Origin of the sequence: Rathayibacter sp. PhB127 (genome assembly GCF_003751665.1) — a bacterium.
In the GTDB taxonomy this organism is placed as follows: domain Bacteria; phylum Actinomycetota; class Actinomycetes; order Actinomycetales; family Microbacteriaceae; genus Rathayibacter; species Rathayibacter festucae.
The window spans coordinates 59276-78848 of record NZ_RKHW01000005.1 but is presented as its reverse complement, the minus strand read 5'-3'; the positions used below and the strand labels follow the sequence as shown (position 1 = coordinate 78848).

The window sequence follows — 19573 nt, the reverse complement described above, 5'->3', positions numbered from 1 at the left end:
ACCTGCGGCGACGGCGCTGTCAACCGGCCGTACGCTCCAGTACCGACGATCCAGTGAGGAGTCGACCGTGACGACCGACCACGACGACCGCCCCCGCCCGCCCCGGCAGCCCCTGCTGAACGACGCCGTCGTCCTGCTCCGGGCCCCCACCCAGCTCTGGAGCGACGACGCCGGCGAGCTCGGCGCGCTGCCCGCGCACGGGCTCTACCACGGCGACGTCCGCGTCCTGGCGGGCCTGCGCCTGCTCGTCGGCGGAGAGCCGCTCGAGTCGATCGCGGTCGGCCGCGACGGCGCCTCCTCCGCCCGCTTCACCGCCCTCGCGCGCCACCTCGACGACGACGCCGCCGACCCGCGGCTGCGCGTCGTGCGCCTCCGCACGGTCACGGCCGGCGGGCTCGAGGAGCGGATCCGGCTCGAGTCGGCGCTGCCCGACGCCGTCGCCACCACCGTCGAGCTCGCGCTCGACCCCGACTTCTCGCTCGTGCACGTGGTGAAGGCAGGGCTCCGCGACGAGACCGCGGTGGCGACCGCCGTCGACGGCTCCTCGCTGGTCTGGACCCACGCGGGCGCCCGCGCCGAGGTGCGGGCCGAGGGCGCCGCGGTCTCGCCCGGCGGGACGCTCTCCTGGGCCGTGGTCGTCCCGGCCCGCGGCTCGGTCGAGGTGTCCTGGAGCATCGCGATGACCGACTCCGCGGCGGTCGTCGGCGCCGCCCCCGGCCCCGCGGAGTGGGCCGGCGCCGTCGTCGAGGCCGGCGACTCGCGCCTCGCCTCCTGGTGCCGCGCCGCCCTCGACGACCTGGACGCGCTGCGGATGGTGACCCTCGAGCGGCCGGATGCGCCGTTCCTCGCCGCCGGCGCGCCCTGGTTCTTCACGCTCTTCGGCCGCGACTCGATCTGGGCGGCGCGGATGCTCCTCCCGCTCGGCACCGAGCTGGCCGCCTCCACCCTGCGGGTCCTCGCGGGGCTTCAGGGCACCGAGCACGTCGCCGAGACGGCCGAGCAGCCGGGCAAGATCATGCACGAGCTGCGCTCGACGACCCTCGAGATCCCGGGCGAGGGCGTCTCACTGCCGCCGCTCTACTTCGGCACCGTCGACGCGACCGCGCTCTGGGTCTGCCTGCTGCACGACGCCTGGCGCTGGGGTCTCGCGGACGAGGAGGTCGAGGCGCTGCTGCCTGCGCTCGAGGCCGCGCTGCGCTGGCTCCGCGACGAGGGCGACTCCGACGGCGACGGATTCCTCGAGTACGTCGACACCACCGGCCACGGCCTCGCGAACCAGGGCTGGAAGGACTCGGGTGACTCGATCCAGTGGCGCGACGGCAGCCTCGCCGACGGGCCGATCGCGCTCTGCGAGGTGCAGGCCTACGCCCACGAGGCGGCGGTCGGCGGCGCGGCGCTGCTCGAGCACTTCGGCCGCGACGGAGCGGAGTGGCGCGCCTACGCCGCCGCGCTCAAGGACCGCTTCACCGGCGCCTTCTGGATCGACGACGCCGACGGCGGGCACCCCGCGATCGCGCTGGACGCGCAGAAGCGCCCGGTCGACACCGTCACCAGCAACATCGGCCACCTGCTCGGCACCGGGATCCTCGAACCCGAGCAGGCGGCCCGCGTGGCGCAGCTGCTCGGCTCCCCCGAGCTCGACTCGGGCTACGGGCTGCGCACCCTGTCGACCGACTCCGGCGGCTACTGGCCGCTCTCGTACCACGGCGGCTCGGTCTGGGCCCACGACACCGCGATCGCCGTCACCGGGCTCGCCCGCGAGGGCTTCGGCGCGGAGGCGACCGCCCTCTCCCGCGGACTGCTCGCCGCTGCCGAGGGCTTCGGCTACCGGATGCCCGAGCTGCACTCCGGCGACGCCGCCGCCGAGGTGGCGGCTCCCGTGCCGTACCCCGCCGCCTGCCGCCCGCAGGCCTGGTCGGCCGCCGCCTCGATCGCCGTGCTCTCGGCCGCCCTCGGCCTCGCGCCCGGCGGCTCGACGCTCGTCGTCGCGCCGATCACCCCGCCCCTCGCCGGCTCGATCCGCGTCGACGGGATCCGCTACCGCGGCTCCGTCGTCCCCATCGACTGGCGCGACGCCCACTGAGCGGCGGAGGCTCCGCTCTTCCTGCCGACCCAGCGGCCCTCGCCGTCCCCTTTGCTGATCGAGTAGCCCGCGCAGCGGGCGTATCGAGATCCACCGCCGTCAGGACGCTGGTCTGCAGTCCACCGTCCTGACAACGGTGGGTCTCGATACGCCCCTCCGGGGCTACTCGACCAGCATGGAAGGGCGCCGCCTCACCGGGCCGCGGCGCCGCTTGCGGATGGAGCAGCCCGCGCAGCGGTCCATGCTGATCGAGGAGGCCGCGCGGCGGCCGTCTCGAGATCCACCCGCGTCGCAGCCCCGCCGTCAGGACAGCCGCGCCACGACCGCGCGGGCGATCCGCCGACCGGAGCGGTTCGCGCCGATCGTCGACGCGGTCGGCCCGTAGCCCGCGAAGAAGACCCGGGGGTCCGTGAGCGACGCTCCGTCCTCGACCGCGACCCCGCCCTCGCGCTCGCGCAGGCCGAGCGGCGCGAGGTGCCGCAGCTCCGGACGGAATCCCGTCGCCCAGATGATCGCGTCGGCGCGGGTGTAGGAGCCGTCCGGCCAGCGCACCCCGTGCGGCTCGATCGAGGAGAACATCCCGCGCTCGTGCAGCACGCCGCGCTCGATCCCCGCCACGACCCGGCGCGTGCGCTGCACCCCGGTGCCGCCGACGATGCTCGGCAGCGCGCGGCCGGCCCGCGCCGCGCGGTCCTGCTCCGCCACCGCCTCCACCGCCGACTCCAGCGCGAGCTGCTCGCCGTCCCGGTAGACCACCGGTCGCCGCGTCGCCCAGGTCAGCGAGCGCGCGACCCGCTCCAGCTCGAGGAGGAAGCCGATCGCAGAGGTCCCGCCGCCGACCACGATCACCTGCTGCCCGGCGAAGTCGGAGGCGCGCAGATACTCGGTCGTGTCGATCTGGACGCCCTCGAAGCCGTCCCGGCCCGGGTAGTACGGCAGGAACGGCGAGCCCCAGGTCCCGGTGGCGTTGACCAGGATCCGCGCGCGCTCGTTGCCGGCGTCGGTCTCCACGACGAGCGGTGCCGTCCTGTCGCCGATCGTCGCGCTGCTGACGCCGCGCACCGCCACCGGCCGCCGGACGGCGAGCTCGTACGCGCTCTCGTACGCCTCGTAGTACTCCGTGACGACGTCCCGGGCGGGCCGCCGGCGGTCCGCGGTCGCGAAGGACAGGCCGAGCCGGTCCATCCCGGGCAGGTCGTGCACCCGGTGCGCGGAGCCGAGCCGGAGCGCCTCCCAGCGGAACTGCCAGGCGCCGCCGGAGCGCGGCCCACGGTCCAGGACGGCGAAATCGACGCCCGGGCGCAGGCCCAGACGGCGGAGGTAGTAGGCGACCGAGAGCCCCGCCTGACCGGCGCCGACCACGACGACGGGCCGCGGATCGAGCGCACTGTCCACGGTGCTCCCCACGCGGTCGGGAGGCGCCGCTCACTCCGCTGCTCGCGCACAGGGGGGCCGGTGCCTCGTCTGCTAAACTACCGGCTAGATTTCATACTTCCTGTCTGCTTCTTTTTCTCCAGCCGGCTCACTGCCCGTCTGGCCTGTCATCGTGAGGGGGTCACCCATGGGGCGCGGCCGTCAGAAGGCAAAGAACACCAAGATCGCTCGGGAGCTGAAGTCGTTCAGCCCAACGGTCGATTACAGTGCGCTCGAGCGCGAGCTCAGCCACCCGGACGAGCCGGACTACTCGAAGTGGATCGACGACGAGGACGAGGGCGACGACACCGACCTCGTCGAGGAGCAGCACCAGAAGCGTGCCTGATCCCTCCTCCGCCGTGGGGCCGCTCCAGTCGAGTGACCCCGCGGCTTCTGCGTTCCCGGAGCGGTCTGCGTTCCCGGAACGGTCTCCGCTCTCGGATCGGTCCGGACAGCACGGCCGCGTCGAGCAGCTCTCGACCCGTGTCGCGTACGAGACGCCGTGGATCCGCGTCCGCGAGGACGAGGTGCGCTGGCCGGGCGGTGTCGAGGGCGTCTACTCGGTCGTCGAGCGCGCCGACTACGCGCTGATCGTCCCGCGCGAGCGCGACGGCTTCTGGCTGGTCGAGCAGTACCGCTACCCGATCGGCCGCCGCACCTGGGAGTTCCCGTCCGGCGGCTGGCCGCACGACTCGCCCGGCGGCGACGCCGAGGCGCTCGCGCGTGCCGAGCTGCGCGAGGAGACCGGACTGCGCGCCGGACGACTCCGACCGCTCGGCCGTCTCAGCGAGGCCGACGGCTTCGTCGCGCAATCGTTCGACGTCTTCCTGGCCGAGGACCTCGAGCACGGCGAGCCGGAGCGCGAGGAGACCGAGCAGGACATGCGCCAGCAGTGGTTCCCGGACGCCGAGGTGGCGGCGATGGTCCGCTCCGGCGCGATCGTCGGCACCTCCGACGTCGCCGCGCTCGGGCTCTTCTGGCTGGACCGGGGGCTCGGCTCGTGAGCGCGCCGACCGCCCGGGCGCGGACGATGTCGGTCGTCGCTGCCAGGATGTCGAGATGAAGCCCGCGTCCGCGCCGTCGCCCGTGTGGCACTCGGAGACGCGCGGTCGCGACCTCGACGAGGCGCGCGCGTTCTACTCCCGCGGCTACAACGGGTCGGGCTTCCGCGCCGAGCACACCAGCGTCCCGTTCGCCTACCGCTACGCGTCGACCGGCCCGGGCCCCGTGAGCCTGCACGCGGCCTCCTTCCTCGGCTCGGTGCGCGGCACAGTCGAGCCCACCGGCGTGTACGTGGTGATCTGGCTCAACGAGGGCCGGGCGAGCCTCGACCTCGGGCGCGACGAGAACCGCCTGGCCACCGGCCGGCCCGCGATGTTCCCCGCCGGCCGCCCGTTCGGCTTCGAGACGAGCGAGTACCGCGACGCGCTGGTCCACTTCGACTCCGCCTACCTGGAGCGCGCCGCCGCCGAGCTGCACGGCACCGCGCCCGGCCCGATCCGCTTCGCCCCGCTCGCGCACTCGCCCGCACCCTGGTGGGCGGCGGTGCGGGTGCTCCGCGACACGCTCACCGGAGTGAAGGCTCCCTCGTCGCTGCAGCGCGAATCCGCGTCGCAGGTCGCCGCCGCGGCCGTGCTGCAGGCCTTCGCGCACCGGGTCGTCCCGCTGCCCTCCGCACCGCACTCGGTCAGCGCCCGGCGGCTGCGACGGGCGGTCGAGTTCGTGCACGCGAACGCCGACCTGCCGCTCGGCGTCGCCGACATCGCCGACGCCGCCGGTCTGACCGTGCGCGGCGTCCAGCTCGCCTTCCAGCGCGCCTACTCGATGACGCCGCGGCAGTACCTGCGCGGCGTGCGCCTCGACCTCGCCCACGACGAGCTCGTCGCCGGCGGCCCGCAGACCCTCGTCGTGGGTGACGTGGCCGCGCACTGGGGCTTCATCAGCGGCGGCCGGTTCGCCCAGCACTACACCCAGCGCTTCGGCGAGCTGCCGAGCGAGACCCTGCGGCGCTGAGCCTGCCTCGCTGGGCCCGCGGGGCTGCGTCCGGGCCGCTGCGTCCGGCCGCTGAGTCCGCGCCGCCGGACCGGCGTCACTCACTCCGCGACGCCGCACGACGCAGCATCGGCCACAGCTCCCGAGCGTCGGCCCGGCGGACCTGGCCGCACCGCGAGGACTCCGCCGCGCCGACCCCGCCAGGGCTCTCGGAGGCGTAGTGTCCGAAGTCCACCCGCGGAACGACCCGCGGGTCCGCGTCGATGGAGCCGCGATGTTCGAACCCGAAGGATCCGCGCGCCCGGTCGCCCGGATCATGTCCGTGACCGCCGCACTGCTGATCGGCGCCGTCCTCGTCGGCGGCGCGGTCGGAGCCGCGGTCGCCCTGGCCCTCTACCTCCCGAGCGCGCTCGCCGCCGGGGCGCTCGACCCCTCCGCGCTGGTCGGCTTCGGGATGCTGATGGGCGTCGCCTCCGGCGCCGGCCTCGGCGCGGTGGGAGGCCTCGGCGCGATCGCCGGCATGGTCACCGTCCGCGCGATGAGCCGTCGGAGCGGCGCCTTCATCGCCGGGACGAGCGTCGGCGCCGCGTTCGGCGTGCTGATCCTCGCCGCGAACCTCCTCGTCAGCCGGGACGCCGCGACCTGGATCACCGCACTCCTCGCCACGGCGGCCGCCTTCCTGCTCTGCGCCTGGGGCTCCTGGCTGCTGACCCGCCGCGAGCACTCCTGGGAGCGGGCACACGCCCCCGAGCGCCGGCGCCCTGCCGCGCAGCCCGCCGCCCCGGCGGCTCCGTCGCCGGCGAGACGCCACCGCCCGGCCTGACGCGCCCCGCCCCTCCGGCCGCACCTCCGGCACGTGGAACCACCCCCGGCACGCCGGATCAGCCGTTCCCGCGTGCCGAAGCCCATCCCACGTGCCGAAGCTCCACCGCCGCAACCTCCGGCACGCGAAACCACCTCCGGCACGCCGAACCAGCCGATTCTCACGAGCCGAAGCCCATCCCACGTGCCGAGAGTTCACCGCCGGAACCTCCGGCACGCAGGTTAAGCTCAAGCACGTCGAATCAGCCGATTCCCGCGTGCCCAGGCACGTTCGACGAGCCCAAGCTCCACCGCCGCAACCTCCGGCACGCCGATCCAGCTCCGGCACGCCGAATCACCCGATTCCCGCGTGCCCAGGCGCGTTCCACGTGCCGAAGCTCCTCCGCCGGAACCTCCGGCACGCGGGTCCAGCTCCGGCACGCCACTTCAGCCGATTTTGACGAGCCGAGGCCCGCTCCACGTGCCGAAGCTCCACCGCCAGAACCTCCGGCACGCGAAACCATCTCCGGCACGCCCGATCAGCCGATTCCCGCGTGCCCAGGCACGTTCGACGAGCCCGAGCTCCACCGCCGGAACCTCCGGCACGCGGGTTCAACTCCGGCACGCCACACCAGCCGACTTCCACGAGCCGAGGCCCGTTCCACGTGCCGAAGCTCCACCGCCAGAACCTCCGGCACGCGAAACCACCTCCGGCACGCCCGATCAGCCGATTCCGACGTGCCGAGGCCCGATTCACGAGCCGAAGGTCGAGCCGGACCGCCCCGCGCGTCAGCCCGCGTACGAGCCGACCAGGCGCACCGCGCCGCCGTCGACGCCCTTGGCGCCCTGCTCGAAGCCGTCGAGCGAGCGCTCGCTCAGCGACACGCGCCCCGCGACCCAGGACGGCACGCCCGACGCCTCGAGCGCCGCGATCACCGCGGGCGCCGCGTCGGCGGCGACGACGGCGAACATCCCGATGCCGAGGTTCCAGGTGCCCTCGGTGCTCTCCAGCGTCGCCCCCGACATCGCGGCGAGCGCCCGGAACACGTCGGCCGGGCTCCAGCTCGAGCGCTCGACCTCGACCCAGGAGCCGCGCGGCAGCACCCGCGCCAGGTTCGCCGCGATCCCGCCGCCGGTCACATGGCTGATCGAGTGCACGCCCGCGCCGAGCGCCTCGTCCTCGAGCACCCGGAGCAGCGGCGCCGTGTACAGGCGGGTCGGCTCGAGCAGCACCTCGCCCACGACGCCCCCGAGCTCGGCGGAGGTGTCGGTGAAGCGGATCCCCTTCTCGGCGAGGATGTGGCGCACGAGCGAGTAGCCGTTGGAGTGCAGCCCGGAGGAGGCCATCGCGATCACCAGGTCGCCGTCGCGCACCCGGTCCGCGCCGCGCACCGCGTCCGCCTCGACCGCGCCGACGGCGGCACCGGCCACGTCGTAGTCGTCCGGGCCGAGCAGCCCGGGGTGCTCCGCGGTCTCGCCGCCGACGAGCGCGGTCCCGGTGGCCGAGCAGGCGCGGGCGATCCCCGCGACGATGTCCGCGATCCGCGCGGGGACGACCTTGCCGCAGGCGATGTAGTCGGTCATGAAGAGCGGGCGGGCGCCGACCACGACGATGTCGTCGACGACCATGCCGACGAGGTCCTGCCCGATGGTGTCGTGCTTGTCGATCGCCTGCGCGATGGCGACCTTCGTGCCGACGCCGTCGGTCGAGGTCGCGAGCAGCGGCGCCCGGAAGTCCTTGAGGAACGAGACGTCGTAGAGGCCGGCGAATCCGCCCACTCCCCCGAGCACGTTGCGGTCGTGGGTCGCCGACACCGCCGCCTTCATCAGCTCGACGGCGAGGTCCCCGGCCGCCGTGTCGACTCCCGCGCGGGCGTAGCTGCTCGTCTCGTTGCTCACGCGACGACCCTACCGAAGGGCCGCGCCACGCAGACGCTGCGATCCGCCGGGGACGACCCGCGATCCCCGTCTGCGCCAGGATCGTCTTCGTGCTGCTCGCTCCCGCCCTGCCCGAGGACCTCGCTGCACTCCGCGCCTTCCTCTCGGAAGCGGATCTCACCCTCGCAGGCCTGGAGGACCGCTCGGTCCGCCTCTGGATCGACCGTCGCGAGGACGGGACGATCTGCGGCAGCACCGGCTTCGAGCTCAGCGGAGACGGCGCTCACGCGCTGATCCGCAGTGTCGCGGTCGCGGCCGATCGCCGGCGGACGGGAGCCGGGACATCCCTCGCGAGGTACGCGCTGAGAGCAGCCGCGGAGAGCGGGGCGAGGGAGGCCTGGCTGTTCTCGCGCCGTTCGGGCGCCTTCTGGCAGACACTCGGCTTCACCCCCGCCGATCGCACGGCGCTCGCGAACGCCCTGCCCGATGCTCACCAGGTGGTCCTCTTCACGAGGTCGGGACAGCTCGAGAACGAGGTCGCCTGGCGGCGGTCACTGCGCGATCGTCCTCTCGCCGAGCCGGAGCCGCCCGCGCGCGGCGAGGCCGGCCGCTGCTGAGAGCCGATTCCGAGGCGCGGTCGTCCCGCACCCCCTTCAGGGGTTGATCTGAAATTCTCGGCAGACACAGCGATGGTTGCGTTGCCATGATCGGCGCGTCCCCTCTTCATCCGGGACGGCGTCGCACTCCACGCCGTCCTCCGCGCCCCCGAGGAAACCTGATGGCCGACCCCGCCTCCCCGTCCGGCCCGCCGCTCCGTCGGCGCTCGATCGTGGCGGCCACCGCCTGGACGATCCCCACCGTCGCCGTGGTCACCGCGGCGCCGCACGCCACCGCCTCGACACCGCCCGAGCCCGTCGGTCCGCCCGATCTGCTCGACGTGACCGGCTTCGAGGCGGTCCGCTGCGACGTCGTGCCCGCCGGCACCGTGCTCTTCCGCGCCCTCGACGGGACGTCTCCCGCGGCCAGGGGCGCCTCGGTGACCGTCGCACTCCCGCCCGGGCTCGGCTTCTCCGCCGGCGGGAGCTCCGCCGTGGTGGCGGTCGGCACGGAGGGCGTCGTCTCCGTCCCGGCGTTCGCGGCGTCGGGCTCCGCGGGCTCCTACACGATCACGGCCACCTACGGCACGGCGATCGCCTACGCGCCGGGGACGGTGACCGCGAGCCCCGGCCAGGTGGTGGAACTCACGCGCTCCCCCGGCGGCGCGAACCAGCAGCCGACGTTCTCCTCCGCCGTCGTGCCCGGAGTCGTCGACGGCGTCCACGGCGCGATCTCCGGTGACGAGCTCGCCGCCAGCGCCGGCCGGAACGCCGCCGTGCTGACCGCCGACGGCCGGGTGCGCTACTGGGGAGCGAACCTCGGCGCCCCGGTGACGGCTCCCGGAACCCTGACGTTCGCCGGAGCCGCGGTGACGGGCATGGTGTTCATCGACACCTGGACCTGCGTCCAGGCCGGCAACACCTCCGCCGGCGGCATCGCCGCGGGAGCCGGAGCGGACTCCGTCCGCCAGTGGTACCGCACGGGGACCGGCACCGGCCAGCTCACGGTCGCGGCGGTGACCGGCATCACCGGCACGGTCCTCGCTGCCGAGTCGAACGACGGCTACAGCTACGCCCTCACCAGCACCGGCCTGCACTGGTGGGCGAACGCGACCTCGGGCGACCGGGTCGCCGCCACGCTCATCGCGGGAACGGCCGGCGCATCGGCGATCAGCACCTGGAGCTACCGCCGAGCCAACGGCGTCCTCGCCTTCGGCGGCGGGATCCTCCGCGCCGACGGCGGTGTCAGCGCCTGGAACGGCAGCCACGCCCTCACCGCCCTGGGCGGCGCTCCGGCGGACATCGTCGAGTTCCAGGCCGGGCAGTCCACCGTCTACGCCCTCACCGGCTCCGGCGAGCTGTGGACGCAGGGCGCCGCGTTCACGTCGTCGCCCGGCGGCGCGGGCTGGATCCTGCGCGCCGAGAACGTCGCGACGACCCACGCCTGGACCTACGAGGGCTACACCGGCGGTGTGTACGCCACCACGGCGGGAACGGTCGCCCAGTTCTTCGCCGCGCAGCCCGCCGGCAACGCCTACCGCACGGAGGCGAGGACGATCCCCGCGGGCGTCACCCTGACGAAGGTGTTCAGCACGGACGGCACCTACCTGGCGCTCGCCTCGAACGCGACCGTCTACGCCTGGGGCGGCAACCTCGACAACTCCGGCCGCTCGCAGCCCGCCCTCGTCGCCGGAGTCACGAATGCGACCGACCTGAACGCCTGGGGCTACCACGGGCCGTCCTACGTGGGCGGCGGGTACGTCATCTCCTCGATCGGCTGCTGACGCAGGACGCGCCATCGGCGGCCCGCACGACGCGCCAGCTTCGGCGGGCGCCGCGCTGGTCGGAAGCGCTCCGCTCAAAGACCGAGCCCGCTCCCGCACTGGCGTAGCGCGCTCTCCCGAGCCCCTTCAGCAGCGAGCCGCTCGGCTCTCGATCCGATCGGCTTCGAAGATCCTCAGGGGCGATTCGCGCGTCGGCTGCCAGGCTCTCGACCCGAGACGAGGTGAGGTCCGCTCACCTGTCCGTCGACAGGCAGGAGTGGGCAGTGGTGCACACGATGTTCCGAGGGAGCGCGACCGGCGATCGGGGCCGCGGGCGGCGCGTGCCGCTCCTCGCCGTCGTCGCCCTGGTCGCCCCGCTCCTGGCACCGGTCGCCGGCGCGGTTCCGACGGCGCCCACCGTCGAGCGAGTCGCCGCCGCGACCGCCGATGCCGCTGAAGCCTCCACCGACGCCGACGCCGCATCCCTCGCGAGGACGTTCGACCACGATGTCGTGGTCAGCAGCAGGACGACCGCGACCGAGATCACGACGGCCCTGCCCGACGGCACGATGCAGTACGTCGCGAGCACGGAGCCTCAGCGCGTCGAGCGGAACGGATCGTGGATCGACGTGGACACCACCATGTCCCGGACAGCGGACGGCTCGATCGAGCCCGCAGTCGCCACGGTGCCCGTCCGATTCTCGGGAGGCGGTGATCGGAAGCTGGCGCAGATCCAGACGGCGACGGGCGCCTGGCTGTCGATGAACTGGGAGCACGGCGTGCTGCCGAGCCCGGTTCTGGACGGCTCGACGGCGCTGTACCGGGACGTCTTCCCCGAGGTGGACCTCCGGGTCACGTCGACCAACGTCGGGATGTCGCAGGTCCTGATCGTGAAGACGCCGGAGGCCGCCACGAATCCGGAGCTCGACACCGTCCGCTTCGAGTTCGACGGCGGCGAGGTCTCTCGGGAGGCCGACGGCGGCCTGTCGGCGGAGATCGACGGGACGGACTCCGCCCTCGTCGCTAGCGCACCGACCTGGTGGGACTCGTCCTCCGTCGACGGGGGAAGCCGACCGACGGGCGACGCACCCGAGTCGAGCACGGTCCCGACGAGCACGACGGGAGACACCCTGTCCCTGGACGTCGACTCCGTTCTCGCGACTCCCGGCCTCGACTTTCCCGTCTTCATCGACCCGGACTTCTCCGGCACTCGCGCTCACTCGTGGTGGGTGGCGTCCAACCTGCCGAACGCCTCGTTCCTCGATGGGCAGGGCAACGACGGCCGCGGGCAGTCCGTCGGCTCCGTCGACGATCCCGCGGGGGACATCCGCAGCGCCCGATCCTTCTTCCTGATGCCCACCGAGGGCATCAAGGGCGCGGACATCATCAGCGCGAGCTTCAGCGCGCACGAGATCTGGTCCTGGAACTGCACCGCGACACCGGTCGAGCTCTGGTGGACGGGCAGCATGCGCGAGGGCGCGACCTGGAACGAATCGGGTGGCGGGAACTGGATCCAGAAGCTCGACACCGTCGTCGCGTCCGGGCGGCGAGGCGCGGCGGACTGCCCGGAGAAGAACGTCGGATGGAACGCCTCCGAGGGGGCGAAGGTCGCCGCCGGCTCGAACGCCGACTCCATCACCTTCGGTCTGCGAGCGCCGGACGAGGCCGCCCACAGCCAGTGGAAGCGGTTCGATCCCTCCGCCTCCTTGACCGTCACGTACGACCGCAGGCCGGACTCGCCGACGAACGTCGCGATGTCGACACCCGATCGCGGCTGCGGCGTCGCCTCCGATCCCGCCTGGGTGACCAACCGCACCGCGCTCGTCCTCCGCGCGACGATGCACGACCCCGACGGCGATCCGATGTACGGGCGCTTCCAGGTCGTGACGGCGAGCAACGGCGGCACCGGCCACGACGCCCCGCCCGATGCGGGCAGGGTCGTGTTCGCCACCACGCCGATCGAGCCCGACGGCTGGGACCGCACGATGACGATCGACGCCGGCACACTGGCGGACGGACGCTACGCCTGGTCGGCCCGCGCGGACGACGTTCGTCTGCAGTCGGACGACTCCCCCGTGGTGCTACTTCACCGTCCGCAGCAGCGGCCCCTCGACCCTTCCGACGATCACGAACGACGCCGGCCCCGCGGGGTACACCGTGGGCCGGCCGTTCACCGTCCACTTCGAGGCACCGGCCGAGGACGGGGTGGACAGGTTCCTCTACCGCTGGGTCCCCTCCGACGGGGTGCCGGGCGACTACAGCCTGAAGACCGAGGTCGACGCGCTGCCCGCCTGCGGGAGCAGCAGCGGGGAGACCCACGTCGTCTGCCTGGACGCCTCCGGCCGGTCGGCGACGGTCACGGTCACGCCGATCGCCGAGGTCTCGACGCTCGTCGTCACGAGCGTCGACAAAGTCGGCAGCTGGGCGGACGTCGCCAACGCAGACGGCACCCGATCCACCGTCGCACAGCTCAGGATCGCCGCCTCCGCCGACCCGACGACCCCCACCCGTCCGCAGACCCCCGCCTCGGTCGCCCCGCACCCGCTTGACCACTAGTCCGTCTCCGACGGCACACCCTCGAGAAACGGGCCTTCCTGTGGCATCTCCGAACTCCCTCCTCCGTCGCGCCCGCCTCCGGCGCCTCCTCGCCTCGACGGTCAGCGCCGTGCTGGTCGTCACGGTCCTCTCCGTGACACCTGCCCACGCCGCGGGGGTCGTGCCGCCGGTCGACCGCGGCGTCCTCGTCGACGTCCATGCGATCGCCGGACGCGAGTCCGACGGGGAAGCGGCACCCGCTCCACTCGTGGACGAGGCAGCACTGCCGGAGCCGGAGTCGTTCGACGTCGATCTGTCAGCGGAGACCTCCTCTCCCTCGTCGCCGGACGCCGCGTCGCCCGCTGCGGCGTCGCCCGCTGCGGCGTCGACGGCGATGCGCCTCGCGGCCCTCCTGTCAGCAGACGAACCGGAGGCAGGGGCGCACACCTCCTCGACGGAGCTCGGCGACACGGGCATCACGGTCCAGGCGAGTCCGGCGGAGGGCTCTCCCGCCGTCGAGTCGGTGTCCGTCTCGATTCTCAGCGCCGAGGAGGCGGCGGCGAAGGGTGCGACCGGTCTGACCCTCGAGGTGTCCCGCACGGACGGCACGACCGCAGCGGGCGTCGTCGAGCTGTCGGTGCCGGACGAGCTGACGTCGGCCCTCTACGGCGGGGACTACGCCTCGCGGGTGTCCTGGGTGCAGATCCCGGGCACTCCCTCGACGGCGACGGCCGCACCGGCGTCGGCGATCAGGACGGCGGCGGCGATCGCTCCCCGCAGAGCAGCGGCGACACCGGTGGCGTCGAAGAGCACCGGCGGAGCGAACGTCATGAGGGTGCAGGCGGACGCGACGCCGACCGTGGTGACCGCGGCCGCGGCGGCGAGCTCGGCGGCGGGGAACGGCGACTACCGGGCGACCTCGCTCGCGCCGTCGAGCACCTGGGACGTCAGCGCCCAGACCGGCGCCTTCGTCTGGAGCTACCCGCTGGCCGTCCCGCCCCCGGCGGCCGGCCCGCAGCCGGAGCTCGCTCTCGCCTACGACTCGCAGAGCGTCGACGGCCGCACCGCTTCCACCAACAACCAGACCTCGGTCGTCGGCGAGGGCTGGGACCTCGCGGGCAGCGGCTTCATCGAGCGCAGCTACCTCCCCTGCGCCCTGGAGGACGCGGCCGGCCGCGATGCGAAGGCGTCGGGCGATCTCTGCTGGAAGACCGACAACGCGACCCTGTCGTTCGGCGGCCACTCCGGCGTGCTCGTCCGCGACGGGACGACGGACGTCTGGAAGCTCGAGCAGGACGACGGGTCCCGGATCGAGAAGCTCACCGGATCCGCCGAGTGCGCCGGCAACGGCGCGAAGGACGCCGAGTGCTGGCGGATGACCACCACCGACGGCACCCAGTACTTCTTCGGCCGGAACCGCCTCCCGGGCTGGTCGCCGGGCAGCCCCGAGACGAAGTCGGTCTTCACCGCGCCCGTCTTCGGCGACGACGCGGGCGAGCCCTGCCACGGCTCGACCTTCGCATCGTCGTCCTGCGCGCAGGCGTGGCGCTGGAACCTCGACTACGTCGTCGACACGCACGGCAACGCCGAGGTCTTCTCCTACGCCCGGGAGACCAACCGCTTCCGATCGACGGCCGGCACCGGCCCGACCGCCTACGTCCGCGGCGGCGCTCTGACGAGCATCGAGTACGGCCTGACCGAGGGCACCGTCTACGCCGCGAACGCCGCGACCGGGAAGGTGACCTTCGGCTACAGCGCCACCGGCCGCTGCAACGCCTCCGACGCGAGTGCGTGCGCCCCGCTGGCCCTCGGCGGCGACGTCCGGACACCGGGCGTGGACGGCGCCGCGGGGAGCGCGAGCGTCTACCCCGACGTCCCGTTCGACCTCAACTGCACGACCGGCAGCTGCGACGGCCAGCGCTCGCCCACCTTCTGGACGACCGCGCGCCTGGACACCGTCACCACCCAGGTCCGCACCCCCTCCGCCTACTCCACCGTCGACACCTGGACGCTCGGCCACTCCTTCCCCGACACGGGCGACGGCACCGACCCCGCCCTCTGGCTCGACTCGATCGCGCACGCCGGCGGCAGCGGCGCGAGCACGCTGCAGGAGGGGACGACGACCTTCTCCGGGCGGCAGCTCCAGAACCGGGCACGTGCCGCGATCGGCTACGCGCTCCTCAACAAGATGCGGCTGAACGCGGTCCGGCTGCCCACCGGCGGCGGGATCAGCGTCACCTACCTCGCTCCCGAGTGCGACGATCCTGCCGTCCAGTCCGCGGTGCTCGGCGATCTCGCCGGGAACACGAAGCGCTGCTTCCCGCAGTGGTGGACGCCGAAGGTCACCGGAGCGGTGCCGCGCCTGGACCTCTTCAACGCCTACGTCGTCGGCACGATGCTCGAGAGCCCGCAGACCGACGGCGCCGTCGACCCGACGAAGGTGTCCACGTACGACTACAGCGGAGGGGTGGCCTGGCGCTACGACCGGAACCCCCTGCTGCCGGAGGCGAAGCGCACCTGGTCGGAGTACGCCGGCTACGCGCAGCTGAGCGTCCGGGTCGGCGATCCGGGCACCTCGGACAAGCGGGTCCGGACCGACTACGTCTTCTACCGGGGACTCAACGGAGACCGGGGCAAGCCGGGCACGCGCATGGTCCCGGGCACCGAGGCACCCGACGACCGGTGGCTCGCCGGCCGGGTGCGCGAGGTAAGGACGTACGTCGACGACACGGTGCTCACCGGCACGGTGACGACACCGTGGGCCTCCGCCGTCGGCGCCGACGACGGCGCCCGGCAGTCCCGGAAGCTCGGCGACGGGACCGTGCAGGTCACGGAGCGCCTCTCCACCGGCGGCGACCGGGTGACCACGACGACGACCGCCTTCGACCCGACCTACGGCTACCCGACCGCGGTCAGCGTCGTCGCCCCCGCTGGAGAGCTCTCCAGCTGCACGATCACGAGCTACGCCGCCGCGAACACGACGGCCTGGATCATCGGGCTCTCCAGCGAGGTCCTGAAGCTCGGGAAGGCCTGCGGCGTCGACGCGAGATACCCCGACGACGTCATCGTCCAGACCCGGGCGGCGTACGACGGAGCGGAGGCCGGCGCCGCGCCGTCGCGGGGCGACGCCACCGGCAACTGGGTCGCCGCGTCGTACTCCGGATACACCCCGACCTGGCTGCGGACCAGCACCACCGGCTACGACGCCCTCGGCCGTGTCACCTCGGTCGCCGACGTCGCGCAGCGCACCACGACGACCGCGTACACCCCGGCGGCGGGTGCGGCCTCGGGCGCCGGTGCCCCGACGCAGATCGTCGTCACCAACCCGAAGGGCTGGCAGACCGTCACCGCGCTCGACCCCGCCCGCGGCCAGGCCACGACGAGCACCGATCCGAACGGCCGGATCACCTCGACCGACCACGACGCCCTCGGCCGGCTGACGGCGGTCTGGCGGCCCGGCCGGCTGAAGACGGAGAACCCGGACTCCCCGAGCATCGGCTTCAGCTACGCGATCAACGCGACCGGGATCTCCACTGTGGAGACGTCGACGATCTCGGCCGGGCAGGTCCTGAAGAAGCTCGACGTCTACGACGGCCTCGGCCGGGTCGTGCAGTCCCGGACCCCCGGGCCCGAGAACAGCACGGTCGTGGCGGACAGCCAGTACGACAGCCTCGGGCAGATCATCGCCACCAACGGACCGTACGGCGCGAACAAGGAGTACTCGAGCAGCGCCGTGGTGCTGCAGGCCTCCTCGTCCAACAACATCCCGACCCGCACCGTCCACTCCTACGACTCGGCGGGCAGGATCACCGCCTCCTCGCTCTACGAGGTCGGCAACAATCTCCGCTCGACGACCACGACCCGCTACTCCGGAGTCGACCGCGTCGACGTCACGCCGCCCGCCGGCGCCACCGCGCAGACGACCTACACCGACGCTCGGGGCCTCACCAGCCGACTCGTCCAGTGGCAGGGAGCCGTCGACTCCGCCTCGCCGATCACCACCTCTTACAGCTACACCGCTCAGGGCCGGATGGCGACCATGAAGGACCAGAACGGCAGCACCTGGTCCTGGAGCTACGACGTCCGCGGACGCAAGACCGGCTCCAGCGATCCCGACACCGGGTCCTCGAGCTTCACCTACGACGACGCCGGCAACGTGCTCACCTCGGTGGACGGACGTGGAGTCGCTCTCGCGTACCGCTACGACGAGCTCGACCGGAAGGTGGCGCAGCTCGACGGCGCCGGCGCCCAGCTCGCCGGCTGGACCTACGACCTCCGCGCCAAGGGGCAGCTCGCCGCCTCGTCGAGCACGGTCGACGGCAAGACCTACCTGAAGAGCATCGACGCGATCGACGCCGGGTACCGGCCGACCAGCGTCACGACCTCGATCCCCGAGGGCGCGCCGGCCTTCTCCGGCTTCCGATACACGCAAGGGCTCGAGTACTACCCGGACGGGGCGCTGAAGAAGTCGATCCTCCCGGCCGTCGCCGGGCTGCCCGGACAGCCGGGCCTCCCCGCGGAGACGGTGGAGACCCGCTACGACTCCCTCGGGCTCGTCGCCGGCTCGACCGGACTCCGCGACTACGTGAGCAAGGTCGTCCTGACCAACACCGGCGACGTCGCCCAGTTCCAGAGCGACCCGGACCCGGGCGCGGCCGGGCACACGAAGATGTTCACCACCACCGACCACGACGGCGCGACCGGGCGGATCACCGCGATCCGCAACCTCACCATCGGCACGCGGGGGGCGTTCACGGTCGCGGACCGCACGATCGGCCGCAACCCCGCGGGTGGCATCACGTCGATCCGCACCCGGATCGGCGACCCCGGCATCGACACCGTCACGCCGTCCCCCGCGGACACTGCGGCGCAGGAGATGCAGTGCTTCGCGTACGACGCCCTGCAGAACCTGAAGGACGCGTGGACCCCGGCATCGGCCGACGGGAAATCGACGTGCGGTGACAGCGGCGAGGGAGTCGCACTCGGCGGGTCGGCCGCATACCGGACGACCTACACGGTCGATCCGGTCACCGGGAATCGGACGACGCAGACGACGGCCGCGGCGGCGGGCGGCGGAGTCGCTTCGACCACGGACTACAGCTACGGTGCGGCCGGGCACGCCCACGCGGTGAGCGCGAGGGCGCAGACCACCGGAGCCGGAGCGCCGGCGACGAGCAGCTACGCCTACGACGGCGCGGGCAACACGGTGAGCCGGCCCGGCCAGACCCTGAACTGGGACGCGCGCGGGAAGCTGAGCGGTGTGGTGGCGGGTCCGACCACCCAGGCGAACGTCTACGACGCGTCGGGCGACCTCCTGCTGCGCGTCGACTCCGGCGAGGGGGCGCGCCTCTTCCTGGGCGACACCGTGCTGCAGCGGAAGCCGGGCTCCTCGACCACCTCCGGGACCCGCACCTACGGCTTCAACGGCGCCGCCGTCGCGGAGCGGACCACGACCGCCGCCGCACCCGCGGTGAGCACCGTCGTCTGGCTCGCGACAGACACGGTGGGAACGGCGTCCGTCTCCGTCGACCAGGCCACCGGATCCGTGCGCCGGCGATTCATGGACCCCTACGGCAACAGCCGAGGGCCCGGATCCGGATGGACGTCGAGCAACGCGTACCTGAACGCGCCGAGGTCGTCCGCCAGCGGCCTGACGCATCTCGGGGCGCGGGAGTACGACCCGGGCCTCGGGAAGTTCGTCAGCGTCGACCCGGTCCTGTCGCCGTTCGAGCCGCAGCAGAACAACGGGTACTCGTACTCGTCGAACTCGCCCGTGACACTGTCCGACGCGTCCGGCCTGCGTCCCCTCGGAACCTTCGACAACGCGAACGGCTACGGCAACGCGCCGAATGCGGCCCCGAAGCCCAAGCCCAGATCGGGGAGCGCAGCGCCCGCGCCCGCGGGCCGCCCGAGCGTCGACCAGCGACGCGACGAGTCCCTCGCGCGGCACTCCGGCCCTGCGGGGAAGGCGACGACGCTCGCTCCCCCGATGGCGCCCACGTGGCAGGCGCCCGGATGGGACGTCGAGATACCTGCCGTTCCGTGGGCCGCAGCCGGGCGATTCTTCGGCGCAGCCGGCGCCGTCGGCCTCGTGCTGTCGATGTCCGGAGACTCGACCGGCGCGAATGACGGGGCCGCGGAGGCCGAGGACCCAACTCAGCACTCGGACTGCCCCTTGGTGATGCCGGATTGCAGCGAGGAAGATGACGGCGCAAGCGACGGAGCGTCTGAGCAGGCTCGTAACATTGCAGACCACTCTCGTCAACGATTGTTTCAGGGAGACATGGACCATCAGATCGATGGCTTTGATCATCAAGACCTAATCAAATACGTCGACGACATCCTCGACGGAAATATCGCGAGCGAGGCCCGCTATCTCCAGCGAGGGCGGGTCGGCCACTGGGACGCCGAGCGGGGCGTGGTTGTGATTGAAGAGGGAAATGGTGGCTCTGTATTCAGGCCAGAGGAAGGTGAAAGATATTTCCGCAAAACATTGCAGTGAAGTCGAGGGT

General features: G+C 73.0%; 11 protein-coding genes. 9 read left to right on the top strand and 2 right to left on the bottom strand.

Annotation, left to right across the window (positions count from 1 at the left end; genetic code table 11):
• Positions 1 to 67 precede the first annotated feature (67 nt).
• A complete protein-coding gene (locus EDF22_RS18590; protein WP_260303557.1) occupies positions 68 to 2083 on the top strand; it encodes a glycogen debranching N-terminal domain-containing protein in 2016 nt (671 codons plus the stop codon).
• Between the two features lie 303 nt (positions 2084 to 2386).
• On the opposite strand, the gene EDF22_RS18585 is transcribed toward EDF22_RS18590, so the two are convergent.
• Positions 2387 to 3478 (bottom strand): NAD(P)-binding domain-containing protein, encoded by a 1092-nt coding sequence (locus tag EDF22_RS18585; protein WP_243839795.1) that lies wholly within the window; start codon positions 3476 to 3478, stop codon positions 2387 to 2389.
• A 166-nt stretch (positions 3479 to 3644) separates the two neighbouring features.
• Here EDF22_RS18585 and EDF22_RS18580 point away from each other — a divergent pair, with 166 nt between their 5' ends.
• The 4 genes from EDF22_RS18580 (at position 3645) to EDF22_RS18565 (ending at position 6311) form a co-directional block, all read left to right on the top strand.
• A complete protein-coding gene (locus EDF22_RS18580) occupies positions 3645 to 3842 on the top strand; it encodes a DUF3073 domain-containing protein (protein ID WP_123448069.1) in 198 nt (65 codons plus the stop codon).
• Positions 3835 to 4500 (top strand): NUDIX hydrolase, encoded by a 666-nt coding sequence (locus EDF22_RS18575; protein WP_260303556.1) that lies wholly within the window; start codon positions 3835 to 3837, stop codon positions 4498 to 4500. Before EDF22_RS18580 ends, EDF22_RS18575 begins: the two co-directional genes overlap by 8 nt.
• Positions 4501 to 4555: 55 nt before the next feature.
• Positions 4556 to 5509 carry a helix-turn-helix transcriptional regulator gene (locus tag EDF22_RS18570; RefSeq protein WP_123706314.1) on the top strand — a complete coding sequence of 318 codons (954 nt, stop codon included), beginning with the start codon at positions 4556 to 4558 and terminating at the stop codon, positions 5507 to 5509.
• 253 nt (positions 5510 to 5762) lie between these two features.
• Entirely contained in the window at positions 5763 to 6311 is a 549-nt protein-coding gene (locus EDF22_RS18565) for a hypothetical protein (RefSeq protein WP_123706313.1), read from the top strand.
• Positions 6312 to 7078: 767 nt separating this feature from the next.
• Here the strand turns inward: EDF22_RS18565 and purM are convergent.
• Complete coding sequence (purM, locus tag EDF22_RS18560) at positions 7079 to 8188, bottom strand: phosphoribosylformylglycinamidine cyclo-ligase (protein WP_123706312.1); 1110 nt, start codon at positions 8186 to 8188, stop codon at positions 7079 to 7081.
• Positions 8189 to 8277: 89 nt separating this feature from the next.
• Between purM and EDF22_RS18555 the strand changes: the two genes are divergently transcribed.
• The 4 genes from EDF22_RS18555 (at position 8278) to EDF22_RS18520 (ending at position 19563) form a co-directional block, all read left to right on the top strand.
• A complete protein-coding gene (locus EDF22_RS18555; protein WP_123706311.1) occupies positions 8278 to 8784 on the top strand; it encodes a GNAT family N-acetyltransferase in 507 nt (168 codons plus the stop codon).
• Positions 8785 to 8945: 161 nt separating this feature from the next.
• On the top strand, positions 8946 to 10547 hold the full coding sequence (locus EDF22_RS18550; RefSeq protein WP_123706310.1) for a hypothetical protein: 1602 nt from the start codon (positions 8946 to 8948) through the stop codon (positions 10545 to 10547).
• A gap of 263 nt (positions 10548 to 10810) precedes the next feature.
• Positions 10811 to 13075 carry a hypothetical protein gene (locus tag EDF22_RS20580; RefSeq protein WP_148059243.1) on the top strand — a complete coding sequence of 755 codons (2265 nt, stop codon included), beginning with the start codon at positions 10811 to 10813 and terminating at the stop codon, positions 13073 to 13075.
• 47 nt (positions 13076 to 13122) lie between these two features.
• Positions 13123 to 19563 (top strand): RHS repeat-associated core domain-containing protein, encoded by a 6441-nt coding sequence (locus EDF22_RS18520; protein WP_185039123.1) that lies wholly within the window; start codon positions 13123 to 13125, stop codon positions 19561 to 19563.
• Positions 19564 to 19573 lie beyond the last annotated feature (10 nt).